This is a genomic window from Streptomyces sp. NBC_00510 (assembly GCA_036013505.1).
Taxonomy (GTDB): Bacteria; Actinomycetota; Actinomycetes; order Streptomycetales; family Streptomycetaceae; genus Actinacidiphila.
Window position 1 is genome coordinate 7,168,354 of record CP107851.1, and the last position, 15,567, is coordinate 7,183,920.

The 15,567-nt window shown below is 75.7% G+C and carries 10 protein-coding genes, 4 pseudogenes and 1 riboswitch; of the genes and pseudogenes, 3 read left to right on the top strand and 11 right to left on the bottom strand.

Annotated elements, in window-relative coordinates:
• Nucleotides 1-7 precede the first annotated feature (7 nt).
• The 11 genes and pseudogenes from cobC to OG937_32380 all read right to left on the bottom strand — a co-directional run bounded on the left by cobC (nucleotide 8) and on the right by OG937_32380 (nucleotide 11,952).
• Nucleotides 8-1,081 (bottom strand): annotated as a pseudogene (gene cobC, locus OG937_32330) (Rv2231c family pyridoxal phosphate-dependent protein CobC).
• A gap of 12 nt (nucleotides 1,082-1,093) precedes the next feature.
• Nucleotides 1,094-1,375 (bottom strand): annotated as a pseudogene (locus OG937_32335) (hypothetical protein).
• 161 nt (nucleotides 1,376-1,536) lie between these two features.
• Nucleotides 1,537-1,914 (bottom strand): annotated as a pseudogene (locus OG937_32340) (cobalamin biosynthesis protein).
• Nucleotides 1,914-3,269 carry a cobyrinate a,c-diamide synthase gene (locus tag OG937_32345; GenBank protein ID WUD76051.1) on the bottom strand — a complete coding sequence of 452 codons (1,356 nt, stop codon included), beginning with the start codon at nucleotides 3,267-3,269 and terminating at the stop codon, nucleotides 1,914-1,916. The pseudogene OG937_32340 and the gene OG937_32345 overlap by 1 nt, the downstream one beginning before the upstream one ends.
• Complete coding sequence (gene cobO, locus OG937_32350) at nucleotides 3,263-3,859, bottom strand: cob(I)yrinic acid a,c-diamide adenosyltransferase (protein WUD76052.1); 597 nt, start codon at nucleotides 3,857-3,859, stop codon at nucleotides 3,263-3,265. Before cobO ends, OG937_32345 begins: the two co-directional genes overlap by 7 nt.
• Complete coding sequence (locus tag OG937_32355) at nucleotides 3,859-5,904, bottom strand: putative cobaltochelatase (protein WUD76053.1); 2,046 nt, start codon at nucleotides 5,902-5,904, stop codon at nucleotides 3,859-3,861. Before OG937_32355 ends, cobO begins: the two co-directional genes overlap by 1 nt.
• Nucleotides 5,905-5,977: 73 nt before the next feature.
• Nucleotides 5,978-7,489, bottom strand: a complete 1,512-nt coding sequence (locus OG937_32360) for a cobyric acid synthase (protein ID WUD76054.1) — start codon at nucleotides 7,487-7,489, stop codon at nucleotides 5,978-5,980.
• Nucleotides 7,486-8,472 (bottom strand): cobalamin biosynthesis protein, encoded by a 987-nt coding sequence (locus OG937_32365; protein ID WUD76055.1) that lies wholly within the window; start codon nucleotides 8,470-8,472, stop codon nucleotides 7,486-7,488. Before OG937_32365 ends, OG937_32360 begins: the two co-directional genes overlap by 4 nt.
• Before the next feature lie 53 nt (nucleotides 8,473-8,525).
• Nucleotides 8,526-8,654: riboswitch (cobalamin riboswitch) on the bottom strand.
• A gap of 164 nt (nucleotides 8,655-8,818) precedes the next feature.
• On the bottom strand, nucleotides 8,819-9,058 hold the full coding sequence (locus tag OG937_32370) for a hypothetical protein (GenBank protein ID WUD76056.1): 240 nt from the start codon (nucleotides 9,056-9,058) through the stop codon (nucleotides 8,819-8,821).
• Nucleotides 9,059-9,095: 37 nt separating this feature from the next.
• Nucleotides 9,096-10,313, bottom strand: coding sequence for an inorganic phosphate transporter (locus tag OG937_32375; protein ID WUD76057.1), 1,218 nt, complete (start codon nucleotides 10,311-10,313; stop codon nucleotides 9,096-9,098).
• Between the two features lie 247 nt (nucleotides 10,314-10,560).
• The gene (locus tag OG937_32380) at nucleotides 10,561-11,952 is read right to left on the bottom strand and encodes an FAD-binding oxidoreductase (protein ID WUD76058.1); all 1,392 of its coding nucleotides are present in this window, start codon (nucleotides 11,950-11,952) and stop codon (nucleotides 10,561-10,563) included.
• Between the two features lie 117 nt (nucleotides 11,953-12,069).
• Here OG937_32380 and OG937_32385 point away from each other — a divergent pair.
• The 3 genes and pseudogenes from OG937_32385 to OG937_32395 all read left to right on the top strand — a co-directional run bounded on the left by OG937_32385 (nucleotide 12,070) and on the right by OG937_32395 (nucleotide 15,562).
• Nucleotides 12,070-12,720, top strand: a pseudogene (locus OG937_32385) (class II aldolase/adducin family protein).
• 221 nt (nucleotides 12,721-12,941) lie between these two features.
• Nucleotides 12,942-14,054 carry an alpha/beta fold hydrolase gene (locus OG937_32390; GenBank protein ID WUD76059.1) on the top strand — a complete coding sequence of 371 codons (1,113 nt, stop codon included), beginning with the start codon at nucleotides 12,942-12,944 and terminating at the stop codon, nucleotides 14,052-14,054.
• A gap of 125 nt (nucleotides 14,055-14,179) precedes the next feature.
• On the top strand, nucleotides 14,180-15,562 hold the full coding sequence (locus OG937_32395; protein ID WUD76060.1) for a hypothetical protein: 1,383 nt from the start codon (nucleotides 14,180-14,182) through the stop codon (nucleotides 15,560-15,562).
• Nucleotides 15,563-15,567: the final 5 nt, after the last annotated feature.

Here is a 15,567-nt window from a genome sequence, read left to right on the forward strand (position 1 = left end):
CAGGGCGTCAGCCGTCGAGCGCCTTCGACAGGGCGGCCGCGAAGCGGTCGGTCGTCGCGGGGTCGCGGACGGCGAGGCGGAGCCAGTCGGGGGACAGGCCGGGGAAGGTGTCGGCGCGGCGGACGGCGAAGCCGAGGTCGCGCAGGCGCTCGCGGACGGAGACCGCCCCGGGGAGGCGCAGCAGGACGAAGGGACCGTGCGCCGGACCGGCGACCTCGACGTCGTCGAACTCGGCGAGCCGGCGCAGCAGGTGGGCGCGGTCGGCGGCGATCCGGCGGGCCGCCTCTTCGGCCTCCGCGAGGGCCGCGGGGGCGCTGCACGCCTCGGCGGCGGTGAGGCCGGGCGCGGAGACCGCCCACAGGGGCTGGGCGCGGCGCAGCGCCGCCACGCGCTCGCGGTCGCCGAGGACGTAGCCGACCCGCAGGCCCGCGAGGCCCCAGGTCTTGGTGAGGCTGCGCAGCACCACCAGGCCGGGCAGGTCGCGACGGGCGGCGAGGCTCTCGGGCTCACCGGGCACCGCGTCCATGAACGCCTCGTCCACGACGAGGGTGCGGCCCGGGCGGGCCAGGCGGGCGAGGTCCGCCGCGGGGTGCAGCACGGAGGTGGGGTTGGTCGGGTTGCCGACGACGACCAGGTCGGCGGCGTCCGGCACCGCGCGCGGGTCGAGGCGGAAGCCGTCCTCCGCGCGCAGCACGACGCGGTGCACGAAGTGTCCGGCATCCTTCAGCGCCGCCTCCGGCTCCGTGAACTGCGGGTGCACGACCACCGCGTGGCGGGCCCGGGTGGTGCGGGCCAGCAGGACGAACGCCTCCGCGGCACCCGCCGTGAGCAGCACCTCCTCCACGGGTCGGCCGTGGCGGGCGGCGACCGCCCGGTGCGCGGCGCGGTCGTCGGGGTAGCCGGCCAGCCCGTCGAGGGTGGCGGCGAGGCGTTCCTTGAGCCACCGGGGCGGTGTTCCGGCGCGCACGTTCACGGCCAGGTCCGTCAGGTCCCCGCCGCCGTCGCGGACTTCGGCGTCGCCGTGGTGCCGCAGGTCGTGGTCGCCCTCGCCGGGCTCCTGCCGCAGGGCCTCGGCGTCGCCGGGCGGCGCGTGCCGTACGTCGGCCTCGGGACGCGCCTCGGCCCAGCCCTCCGCCTGCTGCCCGACCCGTTCCTCCAGGGCCGCGTCCGCCGGGAAGCAGGTCAGCACGACGATCCGCCGGGCTCCGAGCCGTGCGCAGCGTTCCAGGCCCGCGGGCACGTCCGGCGCCGCCGTCGTGAGGAAGGCGGTCTCCACGCCCGCGTAGCCCCGGCCCTCCCACAGCAGCCGTGCGGTACGGGCCACTTCGGCGTTGTCGGCGGCCTCGGGGGAGCCGGCGCCGACCAGCAGCACCATGGTCGCCGCCAGATCCAGCGGCGTACGGCGGCCGCCGCCCAGCGCGGCGTCGACGCGCCGCTCCAGCACGTCCTCGGGCGGGGGGTTGATCACGGTGCCTTCTCCTCCGTCGTGCCGTGCGTGCCGCGCCTGCCGTCCGTGCCGCGATCGGGCGTACGGTGCCGCGCCAGGGCCGCGGTCGCCCTCGCCGTACCGTTCCCGGGGGCGGACTTCCTCTTCGGTACCAGCAGTTCGCCGCCGGGCGCCGCGGCGAGCGCGGCCGCCTCCGCGACGGAGGGCGTGCCGACCGCGGCCAGCGGGGCGCCCGAGGGGCTCGGCACGTCGACCGCGGCCAGCGTACGCGCGTCGTACGTCACCAGGGGGACGCCCAGCCGCGCCGCCGCCGCGACGAGACCCGGCTCGCCGGCCTTGCCGTCCACGGTCGCCAGCGCCGTGACGGACGGCTCCGGCACCCCGGCCTCGGCGAGCACGGACCGTACGAGCGCGAGCACTTCGGCCGCTGCCACACCGCGGCCCGCCCCGACGCCGACGACCACGCTCACGCGGCCGCGCCGCTCGCGCAGGAGGCGACGAACCGCCGTGCCAGGGACGGTTCGGCGGCCCAGTGGACGTGCAGGTACGAGGCGTGGACGCCGCCCCGCACGAAGCCCTCCACGCGCCGCTCCGGCCGGATCAGTCCCCAGGCGGGGGTGGCCCCGGCGGCTGGCTCCACGACGGTGCGGTGGAACTCGTGGCCGCGCACCCGCGTCCCGGCGGCCGCCAGCGCGTTGTCGGCGATCGCGACCGCCTCGCGATAGCCCAGCGTGAGCCGCTCGGTCATACGGGCCGTGGTGTCCAGGACCCCGCACATGGGACGTCCGTCCAGTTCCCGCCCGAGGTAGAGCAGGCCCGCGCACTCCGCCGTCACGGGTCCGGCGAAGGCGGCGACGGCCTTGCGCAGCGGCTCGTTGGCGGACAGTTCGTGGGCGTACATCTCGGGGAAGCCGCCGCCTATGACCAGCCCCGCGGCGCCGGGCGGCAGGTGCTCGTCGCGCAGCGGGTCGAAGGTGACGACCTCCGCCCCCGCGGCGGCGAGCAGTTCGAGGTGCTCGGCGTACGAGAAGGTGAACGCCGCCCCGCCCGCCACCGCGACCACCGGCCGTGCGCCCGGCGCCGCCGGACCGGCCGCCGCCTCCTGCGGGTCCCAGGGCTCGTCCGCGAGCGGGGGAGCACTGCGCGCCAGCGCCAGCAGCGCGTCCATGTCGCAGCCCTCCCGCACCCGGGCGGCCAGGGCCCGCACGGCGTCGACGGCGTTCGCACGCCGCTCCGCGACCGGGACCAGACCCAGGTGCCGGGAGGGCGTGCCGACCGCCGTGTCGCGCCGCAGCGCGCCCAGCACGGGCACGCCGGCGCCGTCGAGGGCGTCGCGCAGCAGCTCCTCGTGCCGGTCGGAGCCGACCTTGTTGAGGATGACGCCGGCGACCCGCACCTCCGGGTCCCACGAGGCGAAGCCGTGCACCAGCGCCGCCACCGAACGGGACTGCGACGAGGCGTCCACCACCAGCACCACCGGTGCCCGCAGCAGCTTCGCCACGTGCGCGGTGGAGGCCAGCTCGCCCATCCCGGAGGCGCCGTCGAAGAGCCCCATCACGCCCTCCACGACGGCCAGGTCGGCCCCCCGCGCACCGTGCAGGAACAGCGGTGCGATCCGCTCCGGGCCGCACATGTACGCGTCCAGGTTGCGGCCCGGACGGCCGGTGGCCAGCGCGTGGTAGCCGGGGTCGATGTAGTCGGGGCCCACCTTGTGCGGGGAGACCGCGAGCCCGGCCTCCGCGAAGGCGGCCATCAGACCCGTGGCGACGGTGGTCTTGCCGCTCCCGGAGGCCGGGGCCGCGACGACGATCCTGGCTACCACTCGATGCCCTTCTGGCCCTTCTGGCCGGCGTCCATCGGGTGCTTCACCTTGCCCATCTCGGTGACCAGGTCCGCGAAGTCCAGCAGCGGCTGCGGGGCGTTGCGCCCGGTGATGACGACGTGCTGGGTGCCGGGCCGGTCCCGGAGCACCGACACCACCTCGTCGGTGTCGATCCACCCCCAGTGCAGCGGGTAGGCGAACTCGTCCAGCACGTACAGCCGGTAGGTCTCGGCTGCCAGGTCGCGCTTGACCTGCTCCCAGCCCTCACGCGCGGCGTCCTCGCTCTCGGAGATGTCCCGCTGGACCCAGGACCAGCCCTCGCCCATCTTGTGCCAGGCGACGGTGCCGCCCTCGCCGGAGGCGCCGAGCACGCGCAGCGCCCGCTCCTCGCCGACCTTCCACTTCGCGGACTTGACGAACTGGAACACCCCGACCGGCCAGCCCTGGTTCCAGGCCCGCAGCGCCAGGCCGAAGGCGGCGGTCGACTTCCCCTTGCCGGTGCCGGTGTGCACCATCACCAGCGGCCGGTTGCGGCGCTGGCGCGTGGTCAGACCGTCCTGCGGCACCACACTCGGCTGTCCCTGCGGCATTACGCGGCCCTCCGTACATCCCGTACCAGTGCCGCGACGCTGTCAGCGCGCAGCTCGTCCAACGTCACGGCGGTGCCGTGCAGTTCGCGGGCCAGCTCACCCGCGAGCCCCAGGCGCACCGGCCCGGACTCGCAGTCGACGACCACCGACGCGGTGCCCTCGGCCGCCAGCAGCCGTGCGGCCCGCGCGGCCGTGCGCACCGGCTCGGGGCCGCCGGTCGCCCGGCCGTCGGTGACCACGACCAGCAGCGGGCGGCGCGAGGGGTCCCGCAGCCGCTCCACGCGCAGCACGTCCTGCGCCTTCAGCAGCCCGGCGGCCAGCGGGGTGCGGCCGCCGGTGGGCAGCTTCTCCAGGCGTGCCGCGCCCGCCTCGACCGACGAGGTCGGCGGCAGCGCCAGCTCCGCCGTCGCGCCGCGGAAGGTGACCAGGCCGACCTTGTCGCGCCGCTGGTAGGCGTCGAGCAGCAGCGACAGCACCGCGCCCTTGACCGCGCTCATGCGCTGCCGGGCGGCCATCGAGCCCGAGGCGTCGACGACGAAGAGCACCAGGTTGCCCTCGCGGCCCTCCCGCACCGCCTCGCGCAGGTCGTCCCGGCGGATCACCAGGCCCGGGCCGCCGCGCCCGCGCGCCCGCTGGTGCGGGGCGGCGGCGAGCACGGTGGCGGCCAGGTGCAGCTTGGACAGGGCGCCGCGGGGCCGCCGGGCGCCGGTCGTCCTGCCGTGCGCCGTACGGGCCCGTGAGCGGCGGCCCGCGGCGCCCTCGCCGAGGCCGGGAACGGTCAGGGCGCGGGCCTTGAACGGCTCGGCCGCGGGCACCGCGGCCCGTTCCCCGGCGCCGCCCTGCGGCGCCTGCGCGGGCTCGGGCCCGGGCTCGGGCTCGGGCTGGGGACCGGAGTCCGCCGGCTCCCGGGGCGGGGCGATGTCAGGGGTGGCGTCGGGGGTGCCGTCGTCACCCTGCGGCGGGCGGCCGCCGCCGTCGGGTCCGCCCCCGTCGGGGCCGGGACCGGGGTCCGGGTCCGGGTCGTCGTCCTCGGCGCGGTTGCGCTCCAGGGTCTCGTCGAGCTTCTCCTCGTCCAGGCCCGGCGCGTCGAAGGGATTGCGGCGGCGCCGGTGCGGCAGCGCCAGCAGCGCGGCCTGCCGTACGTCGGCGTCGGTCACGTCGGTGCGTCCGGCCCAGGCGGCCAGGGCGGTCGCCGTGCGCGCCATGACGATGTCCGCGCGCATCCCGTCCACCTCGAAGGCCGCGCAGGTGGCCGCGATCTGGCGGAGCGCGCCGTCGCCGAGCGACACCGCGGGCAACAGCGCCCGCGCCGCCGCGATCCGCTCGCGCAGTTCCCGCTCGTCGGCCTGCCAGGCGGCGGCGAAGCCCGGCGGGTCCGCGTCGTAGGCGAGGCGCCGCCGGACGACCTGCACCCGCTCGTCGGTCTCCCGCGACGCCGCGACCTCCACCGTGAGACCGAAGCGGTCCAGCAACTGCGGCCGCAGCTCGCCCTCTTCGGGGTTCATCGTGCCGACGAGGAGGAAGCGCGCGGCGTGGCGCACGGAGACGCCCTCCCGCTCGACGTAGGAGGCGCCCATGGCGGCCGCGTCCAGCAGCAGGTCCACCAGGTGGTCGTGGAGGAGGTTGACCTCGTCCACGTACAGCACGCCGCGGTGCGCGTCGGCCAGCAGCCCCGGCTCGAAGGCCTTCACGCCCTCCGCCAGGGCCCGTTCGATGTCCAGGGCGCCGACGAGGCGGTCCTCGGACGCGCCGACCGGCAGCTCCACCATGCGCGCCGCCCGGCTCTCCGCGCCGGCGTCCGGGCCGTGCGGCCCGTCCGGGCAGGCCGGGTCGGGCGCCGCCGGGTCGCAGCCGAAGCGGCAGCCGGGCACGACGTCCACGGGCGGCAGCAGTGCCGACAGCGCCCGTACGGCGGTCGACTTGGCGGTGCCCTTCTCGCCGCGCACCAGCACACCGCCCACCGCCGGGCTGACCGCGTTCAGCAGCAACGCCAGGCGCAGGTCCGCCATCCCGACGATCGCGGTGAAGGGGTAAGGGGTGCTCACGCGGCCTCCTGGGTCGAACGGTCGTTGCGGCGGTGCTCACGGACGGCCCCGCTCCGGGGCCGCGACGGGGTGCTCACGGCGCCCCCGGGGGGACGAAGGGCAGCCCCGCAGGGGGGCCCTGCTCGATGAGGCGGAGCAGCGCGCCGGTGTCGGCGTGCTCCTCGATCAGGTCGCCCAGCCGGTCCAGCTGCTCCTCGCGGAGCGCGCCGAAGGCGGTGCCGGGGGCGGGTACGAAACGCCGTCCCGCGGCCTGGGCGACGCGGCGCAGGAAGGCGCGGCGGAAGCCGTCGCTCTCCAGCGAGCCGTGCCAGTGGGTGCCCCAGACCGCGCCGGTGCGGCAGCCGTCCAGGAAGGGCTCGTCGCCGCCGCGGACGTCGGCGACGCCGTGGTGGATCTCGTACCCCTCGACCGGTTCGCCGTACGCCTTCCCGGAGGGCCGGGCCAGGGTCTTCGCCACGGCGAAGCGGACCCGCACCGGCAGCAGGCCGAGCCCGGCGACCGTGCCCGCGCGGGACTCGACGTCGTCCTCGATCGTCTCGGCGAGCATCTGGAAGCCGCCGCAGATCCCCAGCACCGGGCGCCCCTGCGCGGCCCGGCGGGTGACGGCATCGGCCAGGCCCCGCTGCCGCAGCCACTCCAGGGCCTTGACCGTGCCGCGGGTGCCGGGCAGGACGACGAGGTCGGCGTCGGCCAGTTCCTCGGGCCGGTCGACGAAGCGGACGACGACACCGGGCTCGGCGGCGAGCGCGTCCACGTCGGTGAAGTTCGACATCAGCGGGACCGCCGCGACGGCGACCCGAAGGACGTCCTCACCGTGCGGCGCCGCCGTGTCCGACTCCCTGACGGTGCCGCGCAGCGACATCCGCAGGCCGTCCTCCTCGTCGATGCCGAGGCCGTGCCGGTACGGCAGCACCCCGTAGAAGCGGCGTCCGGTCAGCCCGCGCAGCATCTCGAGACCCGGCTCCAGCAAGGACACGTCGCCGCGGAACTTGTTGACCAGGTAGCCGCAGACCAGCTCCTGGTCCTCGGGGGCCAGCAGCGCCGTCGTCCCGAAGAACGAGGCGAAGACCCCGCCCCGGTCGATGTCGCCGACCACGACCACCGGGAGCCGGGCGGCCCGCGCCAGGCCCATGTTGACGATGTCGCCCTGCCGCAGGTTGATCTCGGCGGGGCTGCCGGCGCCCTCGCAGATCACCGCGTCGTACCGGCCGCGCAGCTCCTCCAGGCAGCCGGTGACGGTCTCCAGCAGCTGCGCGCGGCTCCCGTTGTGGTAGCCGCGCGCGCTCATCTCGCCCACCGGGCGCCCCATCAGGACGACCTGGCTGGTGCGGTCCCCGCCGGGCTTGAGCAGCACCGGGTTCATCAGGGCCGAGGGCTCCACGCGCGCCGCCTGGGCCTGCATCGCCTGGGCGCGGCCGATCTCGGCGCCCTCGCGCGTCACGTACGAGTTCAGCGACATGTTCTGCGCCTTGAACGGCGCCACGGACACACCCTGCCGCGCCAGCCACCGGCAGATCCCCGCCGTGACGACGCTCTTGCCGGCGTCCGACGTGGTCCCGGCGACCAGCAGGCCCCCGCCCCTCATGCGTTCCTCCTCCGGGCGACCGCGCCCCACGCCAGGCGCCCGCCCACCGCGACCGCCAGCGCCAGCGCGCCGATCCGCCGCGACAACCGCGCCGCCCGTTCGATGTCCCGTACCTCCACCGGCCGGTTCCCCGCCCCCAGGACGGGCCGGTGCTCGACCCGCCCGCCATAGGCAAGCGTCCCCCCGAGGCGCACGCCCAACGCCCCCGCGAACGAGGCCTCCACCGGTCCCGCGTTCGGGCTGGGATGCCGGGAGCCGTCCCTGCGCCAGGCCCGCCAGGCCCCCCGGGGGTCGGGCCCGGCCAGCACCGCGAGCGCGGCGGTCAGCCGGGCGCCGGGATAGCCGGCCACGTCGTCCAGCCGGGCCGCCGCCCAGCCGAACCGCCGGTGCCGCGGCGACTTGTGACCCACCATCGCGTCGAGGGTGTTGACCGCCCGGAAGCCCACCAGCCCGGGCACGCCGCCCAGCGCGCCCCACACCAGGGCGCCCACGACGGCGTCCGAGGTGTTCTCCGCGACGGACTCCACGACCGCCCGGGCCAACTGGGCCTCGTCCAGCGCCTGCGGGTCGCGGCCGCACAGATGGGGCAGCCGCCCGCGCGCCGCCTCGGTGTCCCCGGCGGACAGGGCGGCGCCGATGGCGCGCGCCTCCCGTACCAGGGAGGTCCCGCCGAGCACGGCCCAGGTCGCCGCCGCCGTCAGGGCGACGGAGGCGGGGCCGGAACGGCGTGCCGCACGCTGGAGCCCGGCCGCGGCCGCCACCGCGCCGCCCGCGCACAGCGCCGTGTGGAGGGCGCCCCGGCCGCGGTGGTCGCGCCACAGTGCACGCTCCAGGCCGGCGGCGGCGCTGCCGAAGACCGCCACGGGGTGACCGCGGCGCGGGTCGGCGAGGGCGAGGTCGGCGAGCCAGCCGAGGGCGGCACCGGTGGCGAACGCGCACGGCGCCGCGGCGCCGGTGTCGGGTGAACGGCCGGGGCCGCGCATCACAGGAGTCCTCACTCAGGGTCCGCGCCCTGGTTCGACGTGACCGGCGACGAGAGTCTCCTGGCTCCCGGATCGGCGGCACCCCCGGCCTTCCAGCCCCTCACGGGGCCGTGGCCATGGGCGGGGGTCCGCTCCCCGGTGACAGTGGCGGGACCGCGCCGGATTCGCACCGGACTTCCTCTCCTGCCGCCGTTTGGCGGTTCCGATACCACCACGCGCCGCTCCGGCCCGTCAACTCACCGCGACGGCTTGTGGAAAAGAAGAAACCCCAGCTCACGGCCGGAAAGCCGGGAGCTGAGGTCAACTTCACACCGGGCCGCGCGCACGCGGCCCGGGGACCCGCGGGTCAGGCGACGATCAGGAAGATCCCGTACGCGACGGCTGCCGCGCACAGCGCGAAGCACAGGTACGCGCCGCTGCGGGCCAGCGCGGTCGAGCCGGCGGCGGAGCCGCCGCCCGCCTCGCCGGTGGCCGCGCCCTGCTTGGACAGGCCCACGATGCCGAGGGTGAACAGGCCGACGAGTCCGATGGTCACGGCGAGGCTGACGCCGAAGACGGAGCCGAGGGCAGCCCAGTCGATGTGCATGATGCTGATTCCTTCCGGGGCCGGTGCGGCGCCGCCGTCAGGCGGAGGCCTGGGCGGGGTCGGCGTCGACGGTGGCGGCCGTGAGGCCGGCGGGCGGCGGGATCACGGCGGCGATCGCCGTGGTGATGACGCCCGGCTCCTCGGCGTCGCCGTGGGCCTCGTTGACGTTGGTGTGGTCGACGGGCTTGCGGCGCGAGGCGATCCAGATCGCGACGCAGGCGGCGAGGGCCAGGACGGCGACCGCGGTGACGCCCAGGTCCCCCTGGTCGGCCAGGAGCGCGGCGCCCGCCGCGACCAGACCCGCGGCCGGAAGGGTGAGCCCCCACGCGGCGAACATGCGGCCCGCGGTGCTCCACCGGACGACGCCGCCCTTGCGGCCGACACCGGCGCCCATGACGGAGCCGGAGCAGACCTGCGTGGTGGAGAGCGAGAAGCCGAGGTGGGAGGAGGCGAGGATGACGGTGGCGGCGCCGGTCTGGGCGGCGAAGCCCTGCGGCGGCTGGATGTCGGTGATGCCCTTGCCCATGGTGCGGATGATCCGCCAGCCACCGATGAAGGTGCCGAGCGCGATCGCCATGCCGGCCGACACGATGACCCACAGCGGCGGGTCGGAGTCGGGGGCGACGACGTTGCCCGCGATCAGGGCGAGGGTGATGACACCCATGGTCTTCTGTGCGTCGTTGGTGCCGTGCGCGAGGGAGACCAGACCGGCCGAGGCGATCTGCCCGGCCCGGTAGCCCTTGGCGGTCGCCTTCGGGTCGGCGTTGCGGCCGATGCGGTAGGTCAGGCGGGTCGCCAGCATCGCGGCGAGACCGGCGACCACCGGGGCGCAGACGGCCGGGATCAGGACCTTCATGACGACCGCGTCACCGTTGATCGAGCTGAAGCCCGCGGAGGCGACGGAGGCGCCGATGAGGCCGCCGAACAGGGCGTGGGAGGAGCTGGAGGGGAGGCCCGCCAGCCAGGTCAGCAGGTTCCAGACGATCGCGCCGACGAGCCCCGCGAAGATCACCTCGGGCTTGATGCCCGCGCTCTCGTCGAGGATGCCGCCGGAGATCGTCTTCGCCACCTCGACGGAGAGGAAGGCGCCGACGAGGTTGAGCACGGCGGACATGGCCACCGCCGTCTTGGGCTTGAGCGCGCCAGTGGAGATGGTGGTCGCCATCGCATTGGCGGTGTCGTGGAAACCGTTCGTGAAGTCGAACACGAGTGCGGTAATGATCACGATTCCGATCAGGAGCGTGATGTGTTCCATTGACCCAGGCATTCGTTCGATCGGACAGTGGCGGTGGCGACCGTACGGAGTCTGGATGAACGGAAGGTGAACGAGGGGAGGCGCGGCGGTGCCGGTGCGTGCGGGGGGTGTGGGCCCGTGTGGACTTCGCCCCGGAATCCGGCCTTGGACGTGCTTCGATCGCCCTTCCCGGCGCCTCCGGAAGAGATCCTGGTCACGGCCCGGGGCCGTCGTGACCCAGCGGGGGGGACGGGCCCAGGGCCGCGGCCTAGTGGCGGCCCGAGATGCGGTCCGCGATGCGCGCCACCCGGTCGGTCTCCGCGCTGCGTCCGGTCTGCTCGCGCCGGTCGGCGGCGCGGTAGGCCGCGTACAGCCCGTGCACCCCGATCCACCGGAAGGGCTCGGGCTCCCAGCGGCGCACGCGGTGGTGCACCCACGGCAGGGACGTCAGCTCCGTGCCGTGCGCCTGGCCGGAGTCCAGCTGGACGAGGTCGCGCAGCGTCCGCGCCGCGAGGTTCGCCGTCGCGACCCCGCTGCCGACGTAGCCGCCCGCCCAGCCGAGACCGGTGGAGCGGTCCAGTTCGACGCTCGCGCACCAGTCACGCGGCACGCCGAGCACCCCGGACCACGCGTGGTCGACCGCCACCCGCCCCGTCGCCGGGAAGAAGCGCACCAGGATCTCGCGCAGCGCCTCGACCGTCGCCGCCTGGGTGCGGCCGTCGTTGTCCGTACGGGAGCCGAAGCGGTACGGCACCCCGCGGCCGCCGATGGCGATCCGGTCGTCGGCGGTGCGCTGCGCGTACATGTACGCGTGCGCCATGTCGCCGAGCGCCTCCCGGCCCTCCCAGCCGATGGTGTCCCAGACCTCCTTCGGCAGTGGCTCCGTCACGATCATCGAGGAGTTCATCGGCAGCCACGACCGCTTCTGGCCCCTGAGCGAGGCGGTGAAGCCCTCGGTGCAGCGCAGGACGTAGGGGGCGCGCACGCTGCCGAACGGGGTGACCGCGTGCTTCGGCCGGATCTCGGTCACCGGGGTCGACTCGTGGACGACGACGCCGAGCGCCTCCACCGCCCGGGCCAGCCCCTGCACCAGCTTCGCCGGGTGGACGCGCGCCCCGTGCGGCGTCCAGGTGCCGCCGGCCGTCCCGGCGACCCGGATCCGCGCGGCGGACTCGGCGGCGCCCAGCAGCAGGCGGTCCTTCTCGCCGAAGGCGACCTCGGCCTCGTGGAACGCCCTGAGCCGCGCCAGCTGTGCGGGGGAATGCGCGACCTCCAGCACCCCGCCCTTGTGGACGTCCGCGTCGATGCCCTCCTCGGCGGCGACCCGGATCACCTCGTCCACGGTCCCGTTCATCGCGCGCTGCAGCGCCACGGCGGCCTCACGGCCGTGCAGCGCGGCGTAGCGGTCGCGCCCGGCGATGCCGTTGTACAGCCAGCCGCCGTTGCGGCCGGAGGCGCCGTAGCCGCAGAAGCGCTGCTCCAGGACGACGATCCGCAGGAAGGGCACGGCCTTCTTCAGGTAGTAGGCGGTCCACAGTCCGGTGTAGCCGCCCCCGACGATGCACACGTCGGCGGTGGTGTCCCCGGGCAGCGGCTCACGCGGCACCGGGAGCCCTGACTTCGCGTACCAGAAGGAGATGCCGCCGTTGACGGTGGTCATGGTGCCCCTGCAATTCGTATGCGTGATCGGTCCGGAAACTGTGCCGGGACGCTACTGTGCCCCGGGAGCGTGCGGCAACGGCCAACCTGTCAGGATCAGCGCTCGGAGGTGACACGGATGTCGGTGCGGAACGCGGTGGCACGGGCCTGGTCGGAGCTGGTGGACACGGCCCGCCGCTCGGTCGACGACGGTCTCGTGGTCGGTACGTCCGGCAATGTGTCGGTGCGGGTGGGCGACGACCTCGTGCTCGTCACCCCCAGCGGGGTGCCCTACCACCGCCTGGGCCCGGACGACACGGTCGGCGTCGGCCTGGACGGCAAGCAGGTGCTCGGCGAACTGCGCCCGACGAGCGAGCTGGCGATGCACCTCGCGATCTACCGGCACACCGACGCGGGCGCCGTCGTGCACACCCACGCCGTGCACGCCACCGCCGTCTCCACGCTCCTCTACGAGCTGCCCGCCATCCACTACATGGCCGCGGCCCTGGGCGGCCGGATACGCGTCGCCGACTACGCGACGTACGGCAGCGAGGAACTGGCGGCCAACGTCCTGCGCGCGCTCCGCGACCGCACGGGCTGCCTGCTGCGCAACCACGGCACCATCGTCTACGGCGACGACCTCGAGCAGGCCTACGACCGCACCGCGCAGCTGGAGTGGATGTGCCAGGTCTGGCTCGCCGCCCGCTCCGTCGCCGGCTTCTCGCCCTCCCTGCTCTCCAAGCGCGAACTCGCCCGTGTCGCCGAGAGACTGCGCCAGTACGGCCAACCCGGGGACGAGCCGGAGGAGGAGCACGAAGGGCACGGGGCACACGGCGAGCACGAGGCCCACGAGGCCCACGAGGCCCACGGGGAGCACGGCGAGCAGGGGGAGCACCGGGCCGCACGTGGCGACGTCCCCCGGCCCCGCGCGGCCCACGACGCCGAGAACGACTGAGCCCGGACGGCCCCGCCCACTGGCCGCGCGGGGTGAGCGCGCGGAGACTGGAAGCGATGCGCCTCACCACCGCGGCGGCCCTCGCCGCCACGACAGCGTTCGGTGCCGGTGCGGCCGCGGTGGCGGCCGGGCGGCACGTCTCCGAGCTTGCCCTGAGGCCGACCGCGAACGGCGTCGACCCGGACCCGCTCACCGTCCACGCCGTGACCGGGCAGGACGTCACCCTCAGCCGGACCCTGGGCACCGCCCGGCGCGGTGTGCACGGCCTGATCGCGGCCGGGGTGCACGTCACCGTCGGCGAGGTGCTCTCGACGGCACCGGACTCGGTCACCCGCCGTCTGGTGCGGATCAACCGCGGCGGCGTCGCGCCGGGCGACCAGGTGCGGCTCACCCCGCAGACGCACGTCGGCACCCCGGGATCGGCCCTCGGCCTGGAGTACCGGGACGCCGAGATACCCGCCGAACTCGGCCTGCTGCCCGCCTGGTTCGTGCCCGGCGCCCGTGACACCTGGGTCGTCCTCGCGCACGGCCTCGGCACCTCCCGCGAGCTCGGCATGAACGTCATGGCGTTCCTGGCCAAACTGCGGCTGCCCGTGCTCGCGTTCTCCTACCGCAACGACGCCGGCGCGCCCCCCTCGTGGGACGGCATCGGCCACCTCGGCGACTCCGAGTGGCGCGACCTCGACGCGGCGATGCGCTACGCGGTACGGCACGGCGCGCGCCGGCTGGTGCTGCACGGCTGGTCCACCGGCGCGACCATGGCGCTCCGGGCCGCCTGCCACTCCCCGCTGCGCGCCCTGGTGTCCGGGATGGTCCTGGACTCCCCGGTGCTCGACTGGCAGAGCACGGTCCGTGCCGCCGCCGCATCCCGGGGTGCCCCTCGCGCGCTGCTGCCGCTCGGCGTGCGCGCCGCCGAGGGCCGCACCGGACTGCACGCGGAGCGGATCGCCGAGGCCGCCCACCCCGAGCGGCTCGACGTCCCGGCGCTCGTCTTCCACGGTCCCGACGACACGCTCGCCCCGTGGGGGCCGTCCCGCCAACTCGCCCGGCAGCGCCCGGACCTGGTCACGCTGCACGCCGTTAGCGGCGCCTCGCACGCGGCCATGTGGAACGCCAACCCCTCAACATACGAGGAGGCCCTCCGGCGCTTCCTCACCCCCCTCCTCTGACGCCCGCCATACGTGGTCTTTATATCCGCACAAAGACCCATCTCTCCCTCCAATTCGGGCGGGATCAATCCCGGTACGGGGACGCTCGTTTGGGTTTCCGGGTGCTCACCCGCAAGACTGCTCCCGTGACGTCCCGTATCCCGCGAGACACTCCGCTGCGTCTTGTCCCGCGCAGGCCACTCGCCACCGCGCGCCGTGCCGCCACAGTGCGGCGAAGCCGTCCGCCGCGGCCTCCGGAGGGAATCCCGGCGCTGCCCGAGCTCGCCCGCAGGGCGCGCACCGAACTCGCGGACGCCGTACGGCTGGCCCGCTGGGCCGACGCGGAGACCGGCGCCGCCGCCCCCGGGACCGCCGGGATACTACGGGACCCCGACGTGCTGCGCGCGGCCGCCGCCCTGGGCCTGACGGAGCGGCAGGTGCGCACCGCCTGGGACCGGGCCCGGCTGACCGGCCTGATCGAGCTGCACAAAGGAGGGGCCGCCCGGCCCGGCTGGCGACTGCGCGCCTGGGACCGCGACGACACCGCCGTGCTGCGCGGCTGGGTCGCGCTCTTCGACGCGTGGTCGCTCGCGCACCCCGCGGCGCTCGAGCCGGGGTGCGCCGACGCCGACCCCTCGCTCGTCGCCGAGGTCGTCGAGGCCGCACCGCAGCTGCTCTCCCTGCTCCACCTCTCCTCCGGCCCGGTCGCCGTGGCCGTACTGCTGGACCTGTTGCGGCAGCGTGTGGCCGAGCTACGCGCGGAGCGCCACGAGCCCCCGGCCGGTGCCGCCCGCGACGAACTGCCCGCGCTGCTTGACTGGACGCTGGACGCGCTGGCCCGGGTCGGCGCGCTCAGGCCCCGCGACGCCGCCCGCCCCGGCGAGGTCACCGTCACCGCGCTCGGCAGCTGGGCGGTGTGGGTGAAGCTGGAGCAGATCTGCGTGGCCGCGCAGGGACCCGCCGGGCACTTCGAGCACTCCGCCGAGGAGATGCTCAAGGCCTGCATCGGGATGCCGCCCGGTGCCGCCCGCGACGAGTACAAGGCCTGGCTGGCGGCCCGCCCGGTGGCCCAGGCGGTGGGCGAGTTCCTGGACGTGGCACGCGGCGACGACGCCCTGCTGCGCGCCCTGGCCTTCGAGGCGCTGCGCGTCGTCGGCGGCCCGGCGGAGCCGGCCGTGCGCGTCGTGGTGGACGAGGCCGGCCTGCGGCCCTACGCGCTGCTGTGGCTCGCCGAGCACGAGGGAGGGGACCCGGAGGACGTCGCCGCGCTGCTCACCCGCGAGGAGTCCACCTGGCTGTGGGTGGACACCGCCGCGGCCGTCGCCGACCACGGCGAGAGCCACCTGCTGGTGAGCCATCTCGAGACGGCCGTCCAGGGCTCGGTCAGCCGCCTGCTGGAGGAGCTGCGCCACGCGGGCCACCCCCGCACCGTCCAGGTGCTGGTCGCCCTCGCCGCCGCCCACCCCGACCCGGCCCTGTCCAAGATGATCCGCCGGGCCGCCTTCCAGGTGCACACCGGGGGAGAGTGACGACA